This is a genomic window from Lichenicoccus roseus (assembly GCF_005844085.1).
GTDB lineage: Bacteria > Pseudomonadota > Alphaproteobacteria > Acetobacterales > Acetobacteraceae > Lichenicoccus > Lichenicoccus roseus.
The window spans coordinates 356,958-375,394 of record NZ_VCDI01000003.1; the positions used below are offsets into that span (position 1 = coordinate 356,958).

The 18,437-nt window shown below is 70.3% G+C and carries 17 protein-coding genes; 11 read left to right on the forward strand and 6 right to left on the reverse strand.

Annotated features, from left to right (window positions below; all coding sequences use genetic code 11):
* Positions 1–2 precede the first annotated feature (2 nt).
* The gene (locus tag FE263_RS10935; RefSeq protein WP_138326022.1) at positions 3–2,225 is read right to left on the reverse strand and encodes a S9 family peptidase; all 2,223 of its coding nucleotides are present in this window, start codon (positions 2,223–2,225) and stop codon (positions 3–5) included.
* 318 nt (positions 2,226–2,543) lie between these two features.
* Here FE263_RS10935 and FE263_RS10940 point away from each other — a divergent pair, with 318 nt between their 5' ends.
* Together FE263_RS10940 and FE263_RS10945 are read left to right on the forward strand one after the other, a co-directional pair.
* Complete coding sequence (locus FE263_RS10940; RefSeq protein WP_138326023.1) at positions 2,544–3,542, forward strand: alpha/beta hydrolase fold domain-containing protein; 999 nt, start codon at positions 2,544–2,546, stop codon at positions 3,540–3,542.
* Positions 3,543–3,551: 9 nt separating this feature from the next.
* Complete coding sequence (locus tag FE263_RS10945) at positions 3,552–4,190, forward strand: FMN-binding negative transcriptional regulator (protein WP_138326024.1); 639 nt, start codon at positions 3,552–3,554, stop codon at positions 4,188–4,190.
* A 24-nt stretch (positions 4,191–4,214) separates the two neighbouring features.
* Here the strand turns inward: FE263_RS10945 and FE263_RS10950 are convergent, their stop codons facing one another.
* Positions 4,215–5,024, reverse strand: a complete 810-nt coding sequence (locus FE263_RS10950; RefSeq protein WP_138326025.1) for an AraC family transcriptional regulator — start codon at positions 5,022–5,024, stop codon at positions 4,215–4,217.
* A 69-nt stretch (positions 5,025–5,093) separates the two neighbouring features.
* Positions 5,094–6,356: a Fic family protein gene (locus FE263_RS10955; protein ID WP_171034047.1), complete on the reverse strand. Its 1,263-nt coding sequence runs from the start codon at positions 6,354–6,356 to the stop codon at positions 5,094–5,096.
* A 437-nt stretch (positions 6,357–6,793) separates the two neighbouring features.
* Between FE263_RS10955 and FE263_RS10960 the strand changes: the two genes are divergently transcribed.
* On the forward strand, positions 6,794–7,660 hold the full coding sequence (locus FE263_RS10960; RefSeq protein ID WP_138326027.1) for a DUF3108 domain-containing protein: 867 nt from the start codon (positions 6,794–6,796) through the stop codon (positions 7,658–7,660).
* Positions 7,661–7,695: 35 nt separating this feature from the next.
* On the opposite strand, the gene FE263_RS10965 is transcribed toward FE263_RS10960, so the two are convergent.
* Positions 7,696–8,364, reverse strand: a complete 669-nt coding sequence (locus tag FE263_RS10965) for an HAD-IA family hydrolase (RefSeq protein WP_138326028.1) — start codon at positions 8,362–8,364, stop codon at positions 7,696–7,698.
* Between the two features lie 106 nt (positions 8,365–8,470).
* On the opposite strand from FE263_RS10965, the gene glmU reads away from it, so the two are divergent.
* Genes glmU through FE263_RS11000 form a run of 7 tightly spaced genes read left to right on the forward strand, consistent with a single transcriptional unit; the run spans position 8,471 to position 15,121 of the window.
* On the forward strand, positions 8,471–9,823 hold the full coding sequence (glmU, locus tag FE263_RS10970; RefSeq protein ID WP_138326029.1) for a bifunctional UDP-N-acetylglucosamine diphosphorylase/glucosamine-1-phosphate N-acetyltransferase GlmU: 1,353 nt from the start codon (positions 8,471–8,473) through the stop codon (positions 9,821–9,823).
* The gene (gene glmS / locus FE263_RS10975) at positions 9,823–11,646 is read left to right on the forward strand and encodes a glutamine--fructose-6-phosphate transaminase (isomerizing) (RefSeq protein ID WP_138326030.1); all 1,824 of its coding nucleotides are present in this window, start codon (positions 9,823–9,825) and stop codon (positions 11,644–11,646) included. Before glmU ends, glmS begins: the two co-directional genes overlap by 1 nt.
* A gap of 11 nt (positions 11,647–11,657) precedes the next feature.
* Positions 11,658–12,473, forward strand: coding sequence for a formate dehydrogenase accessory sulfurtransferase FdhD (fdhD, locus tag FE263_RS10980; protein WP_138326031.1), 816 nt, complete (start codon positions 11,658–11,660; stop codon positions 12,471–12,473).
* A complete protein-coding gene (gene thiO / locus FE263_RS10985; RefSeq protein WP_138326032.1) occupies positions 12,470–13,459 on the forward strand; it encodes a glycine oxidase ThiO in 990 nt (329 codons plus the stop codon). The genes fdhD and thiO overlap by 4 nt, the downstream gene beginning before the upstream one ends.
* 29 nt (positions 13,460–13,488) lie before the next feature.
* Complete coding sequence (thiS, locus tag FE263_RS10990; RefSeq protein WP_138326033.1) at positions 13,489–13,686, forward strand: sulfur carrier protein ThiS; 198 nt, start codon at positions 13,489–13,491, stop codon at positions 13,684–13,686.
* A 3-nt stretch (positions 13,687–13,689) separates the two neighbouring features.
* Positions 13,690–14,460: a thiazole synthase gene (locus tag FE263_RS10995; RefSeq protein ID WP_138326034.1), complete on the forward strand. Its 771-nt coding sequence runs from the start codon at positions 13,690–13,692 to the stop codon at positions 14,458–14,460.
* A 10-nt stretch (positions 14,461–14,470) separates the two neighbouring features.
* Positions 14,471–15,121: a thiamine phosphate synthase gene (locus FE263_RS11000; RefSeq protein ID WP_408886184.1), complete on the forward strand. Its 651-nt coding sequence runs from the start codon at positions 14,471–14,473 to the stop codon at positions 15,119–15,121.
* Here FE263_RS11000 and FE263_RS11005 read toward each other — a convergent pair.
* Positions 15,094–16,035 (reverse strand): isopenicillin N synthase family dioxygenase, encoded by a 942-nt coding sequence (locus tag FE263_RS11005; protein ID WP_138326035.1) that lies wholly within the window; start codon positions 16,033–16,035, stop codon positions 15,094–15,096. The genes FE263_RS11000 and FE263_RS11005 overlap by 28 nt on opposite strands.
* A gap of 13 nt (positions 16,036–16,048) precedes the next feature.
* Positions 16,049–17,236: a metallophosphoesterase family protein gene (locus FE263_RS11010; protein WP_138326036.1), complete on the reverse strand. Its 1,188-nt coding sequence runs from the start codon at positions 17,234–17,236 to the stop codon at positions 16,049–16,051.
* A 151-nt stretch (positions 17,237–17,387) separates the two neighbouring features.
* On the opposite strand from FE263_RS11010, the gene FE263_RS11015 reads away from it, so the two are divergent.
* A complete protein-coding gene (locus FE263_RS11015; RefSeq protein ID WP_138326037.1) occupies positions 17,388–18,422 on the forward strand; it encodes a sugar ABC transporter substrate-binding protein in 1,035 nt (344 codons plus the stop codon).
* Positions 18,423–18,437 lie beyond the last annotated feature (15 nt).

Genomic DNA, 18,437 nt, shown 5'->3' on the forward strand with positions numbered 1-18,437 from the left:
GCTCAACGCCAGGCATCGGATGCCGCGCGGATGGCGAAGGCGGCGAACAATGCGCGCTGCCGCAGCAGGTCGTCGGCGCCGGCATCGCCCTGATGGCCGGCATGCATGTTGGTCAGCAGCATGACCGGGCGGTGGCCGGTGGAGCGATCGCGCAGGCGTGCCACCCATTTGGCGGCTTCCCAGTAGCCGACGCGGTCGTCGAGCAGGCCGGCGGTCGCCAGCACCGCCGGATACGGAGCCCGGCGGACGGTCTCGTAGGGGGAAAACTCCGCCATGCTCTCGAACATCGTGCGATCGTCGGGATCGCCCCATATCGGCCGCGCAGAGGCGACCAGCGGGTTGCTGCTGTCCTGCATGGTGTTGAGGACGTCGACGAACGGCACCTGGCCGATGGCGCCGGCGAAAAGCTCCGGCCGCAGGTTGATCGCGCCGCCGATCATGATGCCGCCGGCGGAGAAGCTGTGCCCGACGATGCGTCCGGCGGCGGTATAGCCGGCCTCGGCGAGATATGCGGCACAATCGACGAAGTCGGAGATCGTGCGATGCTTGCCGGTGGTCAGCGTCTGCGTGTTCCAGGCCATGCCGCGTTCGGCGCCGCCACGCACATGCGCGATCGCGACCATCCAGCCGCGGTCGGCGAGCGACAGGTCCGGCACCGAGAAGTCGGCCGGCAGGTTGAAGCCGTACGCGCCATAGCCGTACAGCATCAGTGGCGCATGGCCGTCCCGGGCGGTGTCGCGATGCCGCAGCAGCGACACCGGCACCCGCACGCCGTCCGCGGCCGCGACGTCGATGCGCTCGACCACGTAGTTGCGCGGATCGACGCCGGCGACCGCCTGCCGCCAGACCACTCCACGCGCGCCGCTCGCCATGTCGAGGGTTTCCCACTGCACCGGACGGCGTGGCGACTGGCACGAGAAGCGCACCAGCGTGCTGTCGTAGGCGGCATCCGGATCGAGGCCGAGCGCGTAGGCGGCGTCGTCGCAACCGGCCTGCCGGCGCGCGCCTCCGGTGCGGTCCATGGTCAGCAGCACCGGGTTGGCGTCGATCCATTCGATCCAGGCGAGGTGGCCGCCAAAGGCGCGCATGTCGGTGATCGCGCGGCCGGGCCGGTACGGCACCAGCTCCCGCCAGTACGCCCGGCCCGGCCGGTCGATGCCGGCGAGCATCAGCTTGTTGTCGACCGCGCCGTCGGCATTGGTGCGGATGACGAAGCGGTCGCCCCAATGGTCGAGGGCATAGACCAGTCCGGGGCTGCGCGGCTCGATCAGGCGGGGCAGGGCGGCCTGGTCGGCTGCGGCGATGACCCTGATCTCGGAGGCGGTCGCGTTCAGCGCGGTGATCAGCACGTAGCCGTTCGACGCGGTGCGTGACAGCGTCACGAAGAACGCCGGATCGTGCTCCTCGTACACCAGCCGGTCCGGGCCACCCGATAGCGGGCGACGGAATACCCTGGTCGGGCGGCTGTGCGCGTCGCGCAGCAGCCAGAAGATCGAGCGGCTGTCGGTGGAGAACACGAAGTCGCCGTAGCAGTCGGCGATCGGCACGCAGGCCGCGCGACCGGTGGCGGTCTCGATGACATGCAGCTCGAAATGCTCGTCGCCGCGTACATCCACCGCCCAGGCGAAATAGCGTCCGTCCGGACTGTGCGCCGGGCGCTTCAGCGACGAGAGCCGGTAGTAGGCGCGGCCATGCGCGTCCGCGTCGGCATCGAGCAGCACCTGGCCGGGACCGGTGCCGCCACGCCGGCGTCGCAGGTAGACCGGCTGCTGGGCTCCGGGCCGTGTCTGCGACCAGTACAGCCAGTCCCCGTCGGGCTCCGGCGGCTCGCTGTCGCCGGTGGCGGTTCGCGCCTGCATTTCGCGCAGCAGCTCCGCCTGCAGCGCCAGGGTCGGCTGCAGCACCGCATCCGCGTAGGCATTCTCGGCATCGAGATGCGCGCGTATGCCGGGTTGCAGGGTCTCGGGATGCTGCAGCCGGGCGAACCAGTCGGGATCGCGCAGCCAGCCATACTCGTCGACCCGCACATGGCCCCAGCGTTCGAGGCGCACCGGACGTTTTGGCGTCACCGGCGGCGGCGGCGGCGGCGCGGCCCGGGTCGCCTGCAACAGGGCCGCGTCGGCGGCTGCGCGAGCCGCCGGGACGCCGAGCAGGCAGGTCGTGGCCAGCAGCAGGGTGCGGCGACCCATCCCCATCGAAAGGGTTTCTGTCGGACGGCGGCTCATCGGATGCGCTTCACGGTCATCTGGCGACGATTATGTTTGGCGCGGTCGCGGGACGTCGCGCGCGGTCGGGCCGGAAATCGCAGCAACCGGGCCAATCGCGCCGGTCCGCCCGGATGCGGCGGGCGGCGTCCGGGCAGTGCGCGAAACGCCGGAGACAGGCTGCTCATGCCCCAGTGTAATTGAGAACAGTTCTCATTCGCAAGTGGCTTCGTCGCGAGGGCGGCGGTTCGGCCCGGACCAGACGATGAACGGCCCGACCGCGCACGACGCCGGCACGAGGGGGCGCTAAGCCTGTCGAAACAGCCCGACCGGAAGACCATGCCCGACCCCGTGCGTCACGCAGCGCAGCCTGCCCCCGACATGATCCGCTTCCGCGACGGGCTGGCCGTTGCCTATGGGCGGCATCCGGCCCTGCACAGCCTGCCGGTCGCGGAGGCGCGCGCGGTCGCCGAGGCGGTCCGTGCGCCGTGGGCGAGCGGCGGACCGTCGATGCACGAGAGCCGCGACCTGAGCCTCGAACATGACGGCATGGCGCTGCGCCTGCGCGTCCATCGGCCGCGCCCGGCCAACGACGGTGTCCTGGTCTATGTCCATGGCGGCGGCTGGACGCTGTTCTCGCTCGACACCCACGACCGGGTGATGCGGGAATACGCGGCCGGCACCGGTCTCACGGTGATCGGCATCGACTATACGCTGGTCCCGGAGGCGGTGTTTCCCCGGCAGCTGGACGAGGTCGCCGCGCTGCTCCGGCTGTTGCATGGCGGCGGCGGAGAAGCGGCGTTCGGCTTCTCGACAGCCGGCCTGCCGCTGGCGATCGGCGGCGACTCGGCGGGAGCCAACCTCGCCATGGCCGCCGCCCTTACACTCAGGGATACCGGCCTGCCCGACGCGCTGCAGGCGCTTCTGCTGAACTACGCCGCAGTCGATCCGGACGCCGCCGGCGCGTCCACCCGGCTCTATGACGGCCCCGACTTCAACCTGACCCGCGAGGAGATGCGCAACTTCTGGGCCGGCTACCTGCCGGACGCGACCGACCGGGCGGACCCGCGCGCGGCCTTGCTGCGTGGCGGGCTGCACGGCCTGCCGCCCTGCTTCCTGGCGATCGCCGAATGCGACGTGCTGCGCGACGAGAACCTGGCGCTTGCCGCGGCGCTGCGCGAAGCGGGCGTCGCGGTCCGCGCGGAACAGTATGACGGCATGCTGCACTCGTTCCTCGAAGCGGTGTCGATCTCGCCGACCGCCGCGCGCGCCTTTCGCGAAAGCGGCGACTGGCTTGCCGGCATCGTCCGGCACCCACGCGGCCTCGCGCGGGGCTGAGCCGGCGCGGTGTTCATTCCCGACGAATACCGTCTCGACGATGCCGCCACCGCCTATGCGCTGATCGGGGAGATCCGCACCGGCAGCCTGGTGACGGTGACGCCGGGCGGCCTGCCGGAGGTGAGCCACCTGCCGTTCCTGGCCGACCCGCCCGGCGTGGCGGCCGGTGCCGGGGGCACCCTGACCGGGCATGTGGACCGGCGCAACCCGCAGTGGCGCGGCTTGGCGACCGATCCGCGCTGCCTGGTCACCTTCCTCGGGCCGCAGGCGCATGTGTCGCCGAGCTGGTACGGCACCAGGCCGCGCGCGCCGACCTGGCTCTACGTTGCCGTGCATGTGCACGGCACCGCGACCCTGGTCGAGGATCCGCAGGCCCTGCGCGCGATGGTCGAGCGGCTGTCGCGGGAGCTGGAGCCGGCCGGATCGGGCTGGGAGCCGGGCCAGATCGTGCCGTACACCGAGCGGCTGATGCAGTACATCGCCGGCTTCACCATCGCCATCGAGCGGATCGAGACCCAGGTCAGGCTCGGGCAGGCAAACTCGCCGGAGGACAGGCGGCGCGTGCTCGCCGGATTGTCGGAAGGCGGCCCCGGCGCGCGCCAGGTGGCGGCGCTGATCCGACGCCTGATGCCGCTCCCGGCCGGTTGAGCCTGGCCGGGTCGCGCCGGCGGGTCAGCAATGCAGGCCGCCCTCGGGGGTGCCGCCCGGCGCCGGCCGCCTGGCCTGCCGGATGTAGACGCTGGGCGTGGTGCCGAGCTCGCGCTGGAACAGGGCGGTGAAGGCGCTGGGGCTGTCATAGCCGACCTCGCACGCCGCCTGCAGCACCGAGCAGCCCTCGGAAAGCCGTGCCGACGCCGTCACCAGCCGCGCCCGTTGGCGCCAAGCGACGAAGCTCATGCCGGTCTGCAGCCGGAACAGCCGCGTCATCGTGCGCCGTCCCATGCGCGCGATCTCCGCCCAGGCATCGAGATCGCCGGGCGCGGTCAGGTGGGTCAGCACATGCCGGCAGAGCCGCAGCAGACGCTCGTCGGACGGCATCGGCAGGAACAGGCCGACACGCGGTCCCTCGGCGATCTCGTCGAGGATCAGGCGCATGATGCGCCCGTCGCGGCCATCCACCGCATAGTCGGCATCGAGCGTCATGGCTTCGAGGATGAGGGCGCGCAGCAGGCCGGACACCTCGATGACCTGCGGACAGACCGGCAGGCCGGCCACCGCATCGGCCTCGACATAGAGCGTGCGCAACGAGACGGCGCTGCGGCACAGCACCTCGTGCTCGACCCCGGCCGGCAGCCAAAGTGCCTTCTGCGGCGGCACCACGTACGAGCCGGCATCGGTGGTGACGATCATCACCCCGGCGGCGGCGAACAGCAGCTGGGCACGGCCGTGCCGGTGGCGAGGATCGAGATGTCCCTGCGGATACTCGTCGGACAGGGCGGCGACCGGCCGTGGCGTGGACAGGCAGGGAAGGCTGCAGCGCATCGTCGGACTTCGGCTCTGGTTGCGTCCGTCACGGCGATGCAACATCCGCACCAGGATGCGGCGCCTGCCCTATGCCTCGGCGGCCTCGAACATCGCCACGATCCGCGGCGCCAGGAAGATCCGGTTGCGGTCGTGACGCTGGTATTGCGCCAGGATCTCGTGGCGCACCAGGGTCTGAACCGCCGTGTTCGCGGTCTGGAACGATACGCCCAGCATCCTCTGCGCCTGGCCGACGGTGACCACCGGCTGGTCGAGCACGAGTTCCGCCAGTCGATGCGCCTGGCTGTCGGAGCGCACCTGGGCGAGTCGGGCATGCCAGGCGGCGGCGGTCTGCGTCAGATGGCCGATCCTGCGCTCGGCGGCGGCGCAGCTTTCGACCACCGCCTGCAGGAAGAAGGTCAGCCAGGCGTCCCAGTCGCCGCCGAGAAGGGCCGAGGACAGGCACTCCCGGAACCGCACCCGGTTTGCCAGGAAGATGTCCGACAGGAACAGCGGCGGGTATCCCGCGTGCAGGCTGATCACCGATGGCAGCAGGAAGGTGATGAAGTCGTTGCCATCGTCGAACGGCGCGATCGCCTCGACCTGTGCGCAGGCCAGCGCCGCGCGCACCAGCATCGGCAAGGACTTCGCACCGGTCAGGAAGCTTTCAAGATCTTGCAGCGCGCCCGCGATCTCCTGCGGCGGTGGCGGCACCACGCGCCAGGGCCCAAGCCGGTAGCCGCCGAGCGTGATCGGCTTGCTGCGCAACATGCCGGCATGCGCGGTGATGCGCTCGTTCAGCCGGCGATGCATTCCGCAGAGCGTCTCGATGGTCGGCTCGAGCGACCGGCCCTGGGTGTCGCGAGATTGCAGCAGGCTGAAATAGTAGGCGACGTGATTTTCCGCCTGTCGCAGGTCGCGCGACGGGGAGGGGCTCTGGTCGGCCTCGCGGGCCAGCAGCATCGCGAGCGTGGCGCTGGTCCCGACCAGCTGGCTTGCGGCGATGGCGTCGCGCCGGGCGTGCAGCTGGTGCAGCCGAAGTGCCGAGGGCAGGGTGTCGGCCTTGGACTTCAACTGTCCGAGCGCCCATGCCGCCTGTTCAAGTTCCGGCAGCCAGGATCCCGTCGGCAGAACTCGCGGCAGTGGCCCCGGCAGCAGGGTCACCATGTTGTCGGCCACCCCCGCCGTGCGCATGAAGCGGCGGTCGTCCAGCCGGCGATCGTCGAACGGCAGGTCGACCCTCAGGGCTTCGTTCGGCGATTCGGTGCCGTGTTCATCGAAGCCCGGGACGCGGGCCGCTTCGGTTGCCCTCGCGTCCAGAGCGAGGCGTTCGGCCGCGCGATCTTCGCGCAACCTGTCCTCTAGTGTGATCCGGCTTGTCTGTGCAGGTCTTTGCTGCAGTGGCATCTCGGTCTTCCCGATCTGTGGCCAGCCGCTGATGATATCGTCGTTCGCACACTAGACCTGTGTTCCGTGAAATTGAACGCGCAGATGGCTCCGACACTTGTGGGGTGGTCGCCAAACGGCGACGTTATACTTGCGTTAATGCCTGCATTGGCGGCCGCTAGCCCGCGCTACTGGTAGGGTTCGTTCAACAATATGGGGTCATGCTTGATTACTGGGTCGACTGCATCCGCACCGGTGGGGAAGTCTGACAGCGTCTGAGTTGTAACAATTCCGTGATACCTCATCCGGAACGATCCGGCTGCCGCTGCGGCGAAGATGCCTCCGTCGGCAGCCTGATCCTGCGATTGCTTGAACTTGACCGGCCGACCCTCCACCATCGCGCCATGAGACGCTGCTTCCTCCGGCCGGCTGCGATGCTCGCGGCCGGCGTCCTGCTCGTGGCCGGTGTCGTGCTCGCACCGGCCTGCGCGCCTGCCCGCGACACCGCATCGGGCCCGGCCCCCGTTGCGGGCGTGCACGCCTCTCCCATCCGCCTCAGCTATGCCCTCTACGGACACGGCTTCCACGTCATGGACGTCACCGTCGAGATGCAGCTGACGCCCGACGCCTACAGCGTCCAGTTGAACGATCACACTGCCGGCCTGATCGGCTTCATGCTGAATACCAACGTCACCAGTTCGGCGATCGGGCGTTTCGTCGGTGACGGCGTGCAGCCCATCCGCTTCAAGAGTGCCGGCTACTCCCGCGGCGCGCAGCGCAGCACGCAGCTCGACTATCCGGACGGCAATCCGAGCGTGACGCTGCTCAGCCCGCCGGAGACCCGGCGCGACCCGGTGCCGATCGCCGCGGCCCACGGCAGCGTGGACACGCTCAGCGCCATCGCCGACCTGGTGCGGCGGGTCCAGCGATCCGGCCGCTGCGACGGCGACGCCCTGATCTTCGACGGGCTGCGCCTGACCCGCGCCCACGCCCGGACGGCCGGCCAGCAGCCGGTGCCGATGGACCATGACGCGACCTACGGCGGCACTGCGCTGCGCTGCGACTTCGTCACCCAGCAGGTCGCGGGCTTCCTGCATAACGACGACGAGGCGCCGCTGCACCGGCCGCAACACGGCAGCGCCTGGGTCAACCGCATCGTGGCGGGTGCGCCGCCGTTGCCGGTCCGGATCGTGTTCGAGCATCCCAAGCTCGGCACCGCGACGATGATACTGACGCGGGTGGTGGCGGGTGCGGCGTCACCTGGCGGCTAGGCCCGGGGAGCCGTACTACCCCAGTAGTCCAGTCTTCACTCCCGGATCATCGCAGCGGCGAGCGCCGGGATCTCCGGCAGCGCTCCGGCGCGTGCCCGGCTGCCTTGCGCCATCGCCTCGGACCCGAAGCCCCAGCCGGCGAAGATCGAGGCCACTCCGGCGCCGCGCGCCGCCTCGATGTCGTTGCGATGGTCGCCGACCATGACCGAGCGCGCCGGGACGCCGCCCGCCTGTTCGATGGTGCCGAGCAGATGCGCAGGGTCCGGCTTGCGGGCGGGAAAGCTGTCGCCGCCGCCGATGGCGTCCAGATAGTCCGCCATGCCGAGCGCCGTCAGCAGGTGCCGCGCCGCCGCCTCCGGCTTGTTGGTGCAGACCGCCAGGCGCCAGCCATCCCGGCGAAGCGCGTCAAGTGTCTCCGTGGCACCCGGATAGGCACGCGACGCTTCCGCCGCGCGCTGCTCGTAGTCGGTGGCGAAGCCTGCGATGGCGGCGGTCTCGTCGACCTCCGCGAGCCCCGCCCGGCGCAACACGCGTCGCACCAGCGCCGGCACGCCGTCCCCGACCATCGGCCGCACCTCGCCCGCCACCAGCCTGCGATCCGCGCCGAGGCGGCCGAGCAGCCGGTTGGCACAGGCGGTCAGGTCGTCGAGCGTGTCGACCAGGGTGCCGTCGAGGTCGAACACGACAAGGCGTGGTGCAGTCATCGGCGCAGTATCCGGCATCGGTGCAGTATCCGGTAACGCATCGTGAGAGGCGCGATGCAGCCTGTGTTTGACACTTCAGGCCGGCGACAGCTACCCGCATCGTCTCATGCATGCCACCGCCATCCTGCTCGCCGCCGGCCTCGGCACCCGTATGAAGTCGAGGCACCCGAAGGCGGCGCATAAGCTGGCCGGGCGGCCGATGCTGCGCCACCTGATCGAGAGCTGCGGCGTGGTATTCGACCAAATCGTGGTGGTGGTCGGGCCGGACATGCAGGAGCTGGAGGCGATCGCGTCGCCGCATGCGGTGGTGGTGCAGCAGGAGCGGCTCGGCACCGCGCATGCCGCCCTGCAGGCGGCCGGACTGTTTGGCGATGGCGATGTCGCGGTGCTCTATGCCGACAACCCGCTCATCACGCCCGACACCCTGCGCCGGCTGGTGGAGACGCGTCGCGACGGCGCCACCCGGCTGGCGCTGCTGGCGATGCGCCCGGCCGATCCGGGCCGCTACGGCCGCGTCGTGCAGCAGGACGGCGAGGTCGAGCGCATCGTCGAGTGGGCCGATGCGAGCGAGGCGGAACGTGCCATCCCGCTCTGCAATGCCGGCGTGCTGTGCGCCGCCGCCGCCGACTTCGAGCCCTGGCTGCGCGCGGTGCGCAACGACAACGCGCGGGGCGAATATTATCTTACCGACGTCGTGGCACTGGCCGCCGCGAGCGGCGGGATCGTGCGCGCGGTCGAGGCGTCGGAGGCCGAGCTGCGCGGCATCAACAGCCGTGCGGAGCTCGCCGAGGGAGAGGCCGCCATCCAGCAGCGGCTGCGGCGTGCCGCGATGGATGCGGGCGCCACGCTGGTCGCCCCGGAAACGGTGTTCCTCAGCGCCGACACGGTGCTGGCGCCGGACGTCGTGGTGCAGCCGCACGTGGTGTTCGGCCCGGGCGTGAGCGTGGGCGCCGGCAGCGAGATCCGCGCCTTCAGCCACCTGGAGGGCTGCATCGTCGGCGAAGGCGCGCAGATCGGCCCGTATGCGAGGCTGCGGCCCGGCACGCATGTCGGCGACGCGGCGCATGTCGGCAACTTCGTCGAGCTGAAGGCGGCCGATCTGGGCGCCGGCGCGAAGGCCAACCACCTGAGCTATATCGGCGATGCCAGCATCGGTGCGGGCAGCAACATCGGCGCCGGCACCATCACCTGCAACTATGACGGCGTGTTCAAGCATCGCACCGAGATCGGCGCGCGCGCCTTCATCGGCTCCAACTCCATCCTGGTGGCGCCGGTGCGCATCGGCGACGGTGCGCTGACCGCCGCCGGCAGCGTCATCACCAACGATGTGGAGGCCGACGCACTGGCGCTCGGCCGTGCGCGTCAGGTCAACAAGCCCGGCCAGGCGTCGATGCTTCGGGAGAAGCTCGCGCGCGAGACGAAGGTCCGCGACCAGAAGAAGCATGGGGAGACAGGCTGATGTGCGGCATCGTCGGCGTCATCGGGACGAATGTCGCGGCTCCGATCCTGTACGAGGCGTTGCGCCGGCTGGAATATCGCGGCTACGACTCGGCCGGTATCGCGACGCTGGTGAACGGCCATATCGAGCGCCGACGCGCCGAGGGCAAGCTGGTCAACCTCGGTGCGGCACTCGAACGCGCGCCGTTGTCCGGCACCACCGGCATCGGCCACACGCGCTGGGCGACGCATGGCGCACCGACCGAGGGCAACGCGCATCCACACGGCACCTCGCTGGTGTCCATCGTACACAACGGCATCATCGAGAACCACGCCGAGCTGCGCGCCGAGCTTGAGGCGGAGGGCTCGGTGTTCAGCACCGAGACCGATACTGAGACGGTGGCGCAGCTGGTCGATCGCAACCTGCGCGCCGGCATGGCGCCGCGCGAGGCGGCTCATGCCGCACTCGGACGGCTGCACGGCGCATATGCGATCGCGATGATCTTCGCAGGCCACGCCGAGCTGATGATCGGCGCCCGGCACGGCGCACCGCTGGTGGTGGGGTTCGGCGAGGACGAGATGTTCCTTGGTTCCGACAGCCTCGCCCTGTCGCCGCTGACCAGGCGCATCGCCTACCTGCGCGACGGCGACTGGGTGGTGGTGAGTCGCACCGGCGCCGAGATGTTCGATCCCGAGGGCAATCCGGTGCCGTTCGAGATCCGGCAGACCGCGCTCGCCGGCGGATCGATCGGCAAGGATGGCTACCGGCACTACATGGACAAGGAGCTGCACGAGCACCCGCTGGTGATCGGGCAGACCCTGCGCCGGATGATCGATCCCGCGACCCGCCGGGTGGTGATGCCGCCGCTGCCGTTCGACCTCGCCGCCATCCCGCGCGCCACCATCACCGCCTGCGGCTCGGCGTTCTATGCCGGGCTGCTCGGGCGGCACTGGCTGGAGAGCGAGGCGCGGCTGCCGGTGGATGTCGATGTGGCGAGCGAGCTGCGCTATCGCGACGCGCCGCTGAGCGCGGGCGGCCTCGCGCTGCTGATCAGCCAGTCCGGCGAGACCGCGGATACGCTCGCGGCACTGCGTGCGCTGCGTGCGGGCGGCCAGCATGTCCTGTCGGTGCTGAACGTGCCGGAGAGCAGCATGGCGCGCGACAGCGACATGGTGCTGGAGACGGTGGCGGGACCGGAGATCTGCGTCGCCAGCACGAAGGCCTTCACTGCCCAACTGTCCGTGCTGGCGTGTCTCGCGATCGCCACCGGGCGGGCGCGCGGCACGCTGAGCGCCGAGCGCGAGCAGGTGCTGGTGCAGGCGCTGCTCGACCTGCCTGGCAAGGCCGCCGAGCTGTTCGACCTGCGCGCCGATATCCAGCATGTGGCGGCCATCGTCGCCGATGCGCGCGACGTGCTGTATCTCGGCCGCGGCGCCTATTTTCCGGTAGCCCTGGAAGGCGCGCTGAAGCTCAAGGAGATCTCCTACATCCACGCCGAGGCCTATGCCGCCGGCGAGATGAAGCACGGCCCGATCGCGCTGATCGACCGCAGCGTGCCGGTGGTGGCGATCGCGCCCTCGGGCCGGCTGTTCGGCAAGACCGCTTCCAACCTGCAGGAAGCCCGCGCGCGCGGCGGCCGGCTGATCGCCTTCACCGACGCCGAGGGGGCGGCCGGGCTGCGCGGCATCGCGGAAGCATTGGTGGTGCTGCCGGAGGCGGACCCGTTCACCGCGCCGATCCTGCACAGCATCGCGGTGCAGATGCTGGCCTACGAGGTGGCGCTGCTGAAGGGCACCGATGTGGACCAGCCGCGCAATCTCGCGAAGTCGGTGACGGTGGAGTAGTGGCCCATCCGGTGACGGCGTCGGTCACGATCGACCGCCTGGCCTGGCGCGACGGCGGCTTCACCTCCGGCACCCGCTGCATCCCCGAGGAGATGCCGGTTGCGTTCTCCTACAACCGGCTGTCGCACGCGGTGATGATGGCGACGCCGGACGATCTCGAGGATTTCGCCCGCGGCTTCTCGCTCAACGAGCGCATCGTGCAGCATGCCGGCGAGATCGAGGAGATCGAGCGCGTCGACCTGCCTGATGGCATCGGCATCGAGATGCGGATGTGGATCGCGCCCGGGCGCATGGCAGGGCTTGAAACCAGGCGGCGGCGTATCGCCGGGCCGACCGGTTGCGGACTGTGCGGCATCGAGAGCCTGCAGGAGGCCATCGCCGTGCCGGGCGATCCGGTGCCGGCGGGGCGTGCGGTCGGCGCCGCCGACATCATGGCGGCGATGGCGGCGATGCGTCCGGCGCAGTTGCTGAACCGCGACACCCGCGCGGTGCACGCGGCGGGGTTCTTCCGGCCCGGCGAGGGCCTGCTGGCGCTTCGCGAGGATGTCGGCCGGCACAACGCCCTCGACAAGCTGGCCGGCTCGATGAGCCTGGCGGGCCACGACGCTTCGGACGGCATCCTGGTGATGAGCAGCCGCGTCTCGGTCGAGCTGGTGCAGAAGGCGCAGCGCATGGGAGCGACCATCCTGGCGGCCGTCTCGGCGCCGACCGCGCTCGCGATCCGCACCGCGCGGGCGGCCGGCCTGACCCTGATCGCCGTCGGGCGCGAGGACGGCTTCGAGCTCTGCACCCATCCGCACCGGGTGCTCGGCGCCGCGCAGCCTTGAGCGAGCCGCTGCGGGTCCTGGTGCTGGGTGCCGGCGTCGCCGGTCTGGTGAGCGCGCTCACCCTGGCCGAGCGTGGCGCCGCGGTGACGCTGGCCGAGCGGGGGCCGCGCATCGGCTCCGGCGCGTCCTGGCAGGCCGGTGGCATGCTGGCACCGTGGTGCGAGGCGGAGACCGCGCCGCCGGAGATCCTGCTGCATGGCGAGGCGTCCATAGACTGGTGGCTGGCGCACGTGCCGGATGCCGCCAGGGAAGGCAGCCTGGTGCTGGCGCCGGCCCGCGACCAGGGCGAGCTGGTGCGGTTCGCACGTCGCACCGAGGGTCATGAATGGCTCGATGCCGAGGCGATCGCCGTCGCCGAGCCGTCACTGGCCGGCCGCTTCACCCGCGCGCTGCTGTATCCGCGCGAGGCGCATCTCGATCCGCGTTCGGCGCTGCCGGCGCTGGAGGCCCGGCTGCGGGGTCTCGGCGGCAGGGTGCTGCTTGGCGCCGACGAGCCCGACCGCTCGGTGTTCGACCACATCATCGACTGCCGCGGCTTCGCGGCGCGGCAGACGGTGTCCACGTTGCGCGGCGTGCGCGGCGAGATGCTGCTGCTGCGCTGTGCGGACTTCTCGCTGCGTCGCCCGGTGCGGCTGCTGCATCCGCGCCATCCGGTGTATCTGGTGCCGCGGCCGGATCACGTGTTCATGCTGGGCGCCACCATGGTGGAGAGCGAGCAGCAGGGCGGTATCACCGCGCGCGCCGCGATGGAGCTGCTGGGCGCCGCCTATGCGCTGCATCCGGCGCTGGCCGAGGCCGAGATCCTCGAGACCGGCGCGGGCCTGCGGCCGTCCTACCCCGACAACATGCCGCGGGTGCAGGTGCTGGACGCCCGCACCCTCAGCGTGAACGGCATGCACCGGCACGGCTACCTGCTGGCGCCGGTGCTGGCGGCCGAGGTCGCGTCGCTGCTGAACTTGCAGGGTGGCCCCGAACTGCATACCTGAACACCACACGCTGTGTCTGGAGACCGTGCATGCGCATCCTGGTCAATGGCGCGCCGCACGAGGTCGCGTCGTCAACCCTTGATACCGTTCTGGTCGAGCTCGGCTACACCCAGCCGCGCCTGGCGACCGCGCTCGATGGGCAGTTCGTGCCGGCTACGCGACGGCCGGCGCAGGCGTTGCGTGACGGCATGCGGCTTGAGATCGTCTCGCCCATGCAGGGGGGCTGAAGCATGCGTCTCTATGGCCGGGAGTTCGCCTCGCGCCTGCTGCTCGGCACCGCGCTGTATCCGTCCCCCGACATCCTGGCCGCCTGCGTGCGGGCGGCGTCGCCGGCGCTGGTGACGGTCTCGCTGCGCCGGGAGGGTGCCGGGTTGCGCGCCGGCGAGGGATTCTGGTCGCTGGTCCGCGATCTCGGCGTTCCGGTGCTGCCCAACACCGCCGGCTGTCACACCGCGCGCGAGGCGGTCACCACCGCGCAGATGGCTCGCGAGGTGTTCGACACCGACTGGATCAAGCTGGAGGTGATCGGCGAGAGCGACACCCTGCAGCCCGACGTGTTCGGCCTGGTCGAGGCGGCCCGCATCCTGAGCGGCGAGGGCTTCAAGGTGCTGCCGTACACCACCGAGGACCTGGTGGTGGCGGAGCGCCTGCTGGAGGCCGGGTGCGAGGTGCTGATGCCGTGGGGCGCGCCGATCGGCTCGGGACGCGGGCTCAACAACCTGTTCGGACTGCGGGCGCTGCGGGCGCATTTTCCGGAAGTGCCGCTGGTGGTGGATGCCGGCATCGGCCTGCCCTCGCATGCGGCGGCGGCGATGGAACTCGGCTACGACGCCATCCTGCTGAACACCGCTGTCGCCAAGGCAGGTGATCCGGCGGCGATGGCGCGGGCCTTCGCGCAGGCGATCGAGGCCGGCCGCACCGCCTTCCTGTCGGACCCGATGGAGGGCCGCGACATGGCCTCGCCCTCGACGCCGGTGTTCGGCCGTGCGGTGCTCGCTTGAGGATGTCGGGTTGAGCAGCCAACTGCCGGTGGGCCTGCCGTCCCGGATCTACCCGGTGGTCGATAGCGCTGCCTGGGTGCAGCGGCTGGTCGAGCATGGCGCCCGGCTGATCCAGCTGCGGGTAAAGTCCACCGACACCGCCCGCCTGCGGCAGCAGATACGCAGCGCCAGGCTCGCCTGCGTGGCGGCCGGCGCGACCCTGGTTGTGAATGACCACTGGCAGCTCGCCATCGAGGAGGGTGCATCGGTCATCCATCTCGGCCAGGAGGATCTGGACGAGGCGGACCGCGAGGCGATCCGGCGAAGCGGCGCACGGCTCGGCATCAGCACCCACTCGGACGAGGAACTCGAGCGCGCTCTGGTGCTGGCGCCGGACTACGTGGCGCTCGGGCCGGTCTATCCGACCACGTTGAAGGTGATGCCCTGGGCGCCGCAGGGCCTGGACCGGATCGGCGAGTGGCGCCGGCGGATCGGCAGGCTGCCGCTGGTCGCGATCGGCGGCATCACGCTCGAGCGCGCCGCCGGCTGCCTCGAAGCGGGCGCGGACTGCGTTGCGGTGGTGTCGGACATCGTCGGTCATGCCGACCCGGAGGCACGCATGTCGGCCTGGGTGCGTATCCTCGACGACCAGTCTCAGAATGCGGCCGGGACGTGGCGATAGGTCGCGTCCAGTCGCGACTGCAGGAATTCAGCGCCGGTGACCGGCGGATAGCGTGACGGACGGCTCGGATCGGTCGTCACCGGCGTCACGATGGCGTCCGGGTTGGGGTCGAGGAAGAAGGCGATCGAGGTGCGGTCGCGCTCGGGCGGGCTGACCCGGTGCGGCGTGGAGACGTAGATGTCGTTGCTCCAGCGCATCAGGCAGTCACCGATGTTGCAGACGAAACAGCCCGGGATGTGCGGCGCGAGGATCCAGCGCCCGTCGCGTCCCTGCACCTGCAGGCCGGCAACGCCATCGACGGCGAGCAGGGTCAGGTTGCCGTAGTCGGTATGGGTGCCGGCGCCCGGCCCGGCGACGCCGGCGGCTGCGGGCGGATAATGCAGCAGCCGCAGCGTCGCCATCGGCAGGTCGAGCGCGCTGTCGAAGACATGCTCGTCGAGGCCGAGGTCGAGCGCGAAGCCGCGATGGATCAGGGTGCCGAGTGCCAGGCAGGCATCGTAGTACGACAGCATCAGCGCACGAAAGCCGGGCAGGTCTGGCCATGCATTGGCGCCGCGGAACGGCTGCGCATGGGCCGGATGCCCGGTCGGTAGTTCCAGCCCGATATTGAACGCCTCCTTGCGATCCGGAGCGGCGTCGAGATCGAGCCGCTCGTGCCCGAGTTCGACATAGCCACGGTTGTTGCCGACCAGGTTGCGCGCCAGCTGCCGCTTGGCGTCGAGCGGCTGCGCGAAGAAGCGGCGCGCGGCGTCGAACATCGCCTGCAGGGTGGCGTCGGCGATGCCGTGGCCAGCGACGTAGAAGAAGCCGGTTTCCCGGCAGGCCTTGCCGAGGGCCGCCGCGACCTGCCTGCGCGCGGCCCGGTCCGGAGAGCGCAGCGGTGCGACGTCGATGACCGGCAGGTCCCGCGTCATGCGGTCTTTCCCTTCATGCTCCGGTGACGATGCGCCGCCGCTTCCAGTCGAACCGCACCGTGTCGAACAGCGTCGGCACCTGGTCCCAGGGCTCCTGTGGTCGCGGAACGGTATAGGTCGAGACCGCGATCTCCTCCGGCGAGACTTCCAGGCGCAGGAAGCCGAAGCGGTCGTCGTAGTAGCTGTTGAGCGTGACGCCGGCCTGCCCGGGGACGGCGTACGGCGTGATCAGCGGCTGGCCGTTGACCTTCGCGACCTTGTGCAGGTTGTGGTAGCCGCCTTGCCCCGCCACGAAATACGGCGTCACGCCGTTGCCATCCGCATCGGCGATCGTGAAGCGCTGGTAGTTATGCACATGCGCGGTGAACACCATGTCGGCGCTGCGCCCGGCGCTGGCGAACGAGTTCGCCAGCAGCGTGCCCATCGGCTTGCTGCCGGAATGGTAGGTGTCGAGCGAATAGATCGGATGATGCAGCGCCACGATCAGCGCGCGATCCTTTGGCGCCGCCTTCAGCTCGCCCACGAACCACGCCACCTGGTCGTCCTCCACCACGCCGCCCTCTGGAACGTTGGTGTAGAGGCCGATGATGGTCGCGAACGGCGTGTTCAGCGTCCAGTAGACGTTCGGCTGGATCATCGCCGTGCGCGACGCCTCGCCGGCATCCGGCGAATGCGTGCCGGGGGTGGCGGCGCAGAAATTGCGCACGAAGGTCGCGAGCGACGGCAGCGGGTTGGTGCGGGTGCCGTCGTCGAACACGTCGCCGTCGTGGTTGCCCGGGATGCCCATGATGGGCAGCGGATAATGCGCGTACGGATCATAGAATTGCGGCACGTATTCCTGCGCCTGGCCGTCGAAATACACGACGTCGCCGAGATGGTAGAAGAACGCCGGCGCACCGAACTTGCCGGCGACGCCTGCATCATGCTCCAGCCCCGCCGCCACCAGCAGCTGCGGGTTGGGATCCTTCACGCCGCCGGTGTCACCGACCATGTGGAACGCCATGCCGCCGGCTTTCCTGGCGGCGGCCACGGCGTCGGGCACGATCGCGTCGAGGTCGAGCCGGAATGGCGACGCCCCGGTCGGCGCCGGCAGCGGCTGGAACGCGCTGCCCTCGAACAGCGGCGATTGCTGCGGATGCGGCGGGTTCTGCGAAGGCCGGAGCTGGCCGAAGCCGTGCTTCGGGTGGGGATGGCGCGCCATGGGCGAAACTCCTTGCAGCTGCCGGCGGTATCGGCCCGACCGTCATGCCAGGCTGTCCCGGCATTGACAGCGCTATCAGCCGCTCCATACGCTGTCCTCAACTAGGTAGCGAGCGCCAGACGGGCGCAGCAAGCCTGAACCGGAGGCCGTCATGTATTGTTCACCGCTGCGCGCGGGCGTTGCTGCGACTGCGCTCGCCTGTCTTGGTCTGATAGCCAGCGCCGCCGCGCCGGCGGCCGCCCAGCAGCCGGCCGTGGTCGGCTACAGCGTCTCCACCCTGGCCAACCCGTTCTTCCAGGGCATGACTAAGGGCGTCGTCACCGGCATCAAGGCCCATCCCGGCCTCACCCTGATCAACACCAGCGCCAACGGCGACGCCAACACCCAGGCGACGCAGGTGCTCGACCTGATCAACCAGCATGTGGCGGCGCTGATCCTGAACCCGATCAACGCCAACGCCATCGTCCCGGTGGTGCGGCGCGCCAACAAGGCGCACATCCCGGTCTTCACGCTCGATCGCGGCGCCGCCTGCGGCAAGTGCCAGGTGAACTTCCTGGAGACCGACAACGTCGCCCTCGGCAAGGAGGGCGCCGACTTCATCGCCGGCCGGCTGAAGGCGCGCTACGGCACCATCAAGGGCAACGTGGTCGATCTGGAAGGCCTGCTCGGCACCACCGCCGGCGACGATCGCGAGCGCGGCTTCGCCACCGAGTTCGCCAAGCTGTCCTCGGCCAATCCCGGCCTCAAGCTGGTGGCGCGCCAGGCTGCCGATTTCGACGCCGACAAGGGCTTCAACATCACCACCCAGCTGCTGGCCGCCCACAACGACATCGATGCGATCTTCAACGGCAACGACGACAACGCGATCGGCGCGGTGCGCGCGATCCGGCAGGCCAACCGGTTCGTGCCGATCGGCGATCCGAAGCATATCGTGGTGATCGGCATCGACGGCACCGAGCAGGGGCTCAGCGCCATACGCAAGGGCCAGATGGACGCGACGCTGTCGCAGAACCCGCTGACGATGGCGGCGCAGACGGTCAACTACATCGAGCAGTACCTGCACGGCGACAAGGCCGGAATACCGGCGCACCAGTTCTGGCCGCACGTGCTGTTGACCAAGGACAATCTGGATACGCCCGAGGTGAAGCAGTACGGCCTCTGGGGCGACCAGGTGGCGGCGCAGTAGGGCAGGGCGCCCGCG

What these genes read in the sequence shown, in the direction of transcription:
- FE263_RS10965 (WP_138326028.1), bottom strand. Translation starts at nt 8,364, where the DNA reads ATGACTGCACCACGCCTTGTCGTGTTCGACCTCGACGGCACCCTGGTC.
- FE263_RS11010 (WP_138326036.1), bottom strand. Translation starts at nt 17,236, where the DNA reads ATGGCGCGCCATCCCCACCCGAAGCACGGCTTCGGCCAGCTCCGGCCT.
- FE263_RS10935 (WP_138326022.1), bottom strand. Translation starts at nt 2,225, where the DNA reads ATGAGCCGCCGTCCGACAGAAACCCTTTCGATGGGGATGGGTCGCCGC.
- FE263_RS11005 (WP_138326035.1), bottom strand. Translation starts at nt 16,035, where the DNA reads ATGACGCGGGACCTGCCGGTCATCGACGTCGCACCGCTGCGCTCTCCG.
- FE263_RS10950 (WP_138326025.1), bottom strand. Translation starts at nt 5,024, where the DNA reads ATGCGCTGCAGCCTTCCCTGCCTGTCCACGCCACGGCCGGTCGCCGCC.
- FE263_RS10960 (WP_138326027.1), top strand. Translation starts at nt 6,794, where the DNA reads ATGAGACGCTGCTTCCTCCGGCCGGCTGCGATGCTCGCGGCCGGCGTC.
- glmU (WP_138326029.1), top strand. Translation starts at nt 8,471, where the DNA reads ATGCATGCCACCGCCATCCTGCTCGCCGCCGGCCTCGGCACCCGTATG.
- FE263_RS11015 (WP_138326037.1), top strand. Translation starts at nt 17,388, where the DNA reads ATGTATTGTTCACCGCTGCGCGCGGGCGTTGCTGCGACTGCGCTCGCC.
- FE263_RS10995 (WP_138326034.1), top strand. Translation starts at nt 13,690, where the DNA reads ATGCGTCTCTATGGCCGGGAGTTCGCCTCGCGCCTGCTGCTCGGCACC.
- thiS (WP_138326033.1), top strand. Translation starts at nt 13,489, where the DNA reads ATGCGCATCCTGGTCAATGGCGCGCCGCACGAGGTCGCGTCGTCAACC.
- FE263_RS10940 (WP_138326023.1), top strand. Translation starts at nt 2,544, where the DNA reads ATGCCCGACCCCGTGCGTCACGCAGCGCAGCCTGCCCCCGACATGATC.
- glmS (WP_138326030.1), top strand. Translation starts at nt 9,823, where the DNA reads ATGTGCGGCATCGTCGGCGTCATCGGGACGAATGTCGCGGCTCCGATC.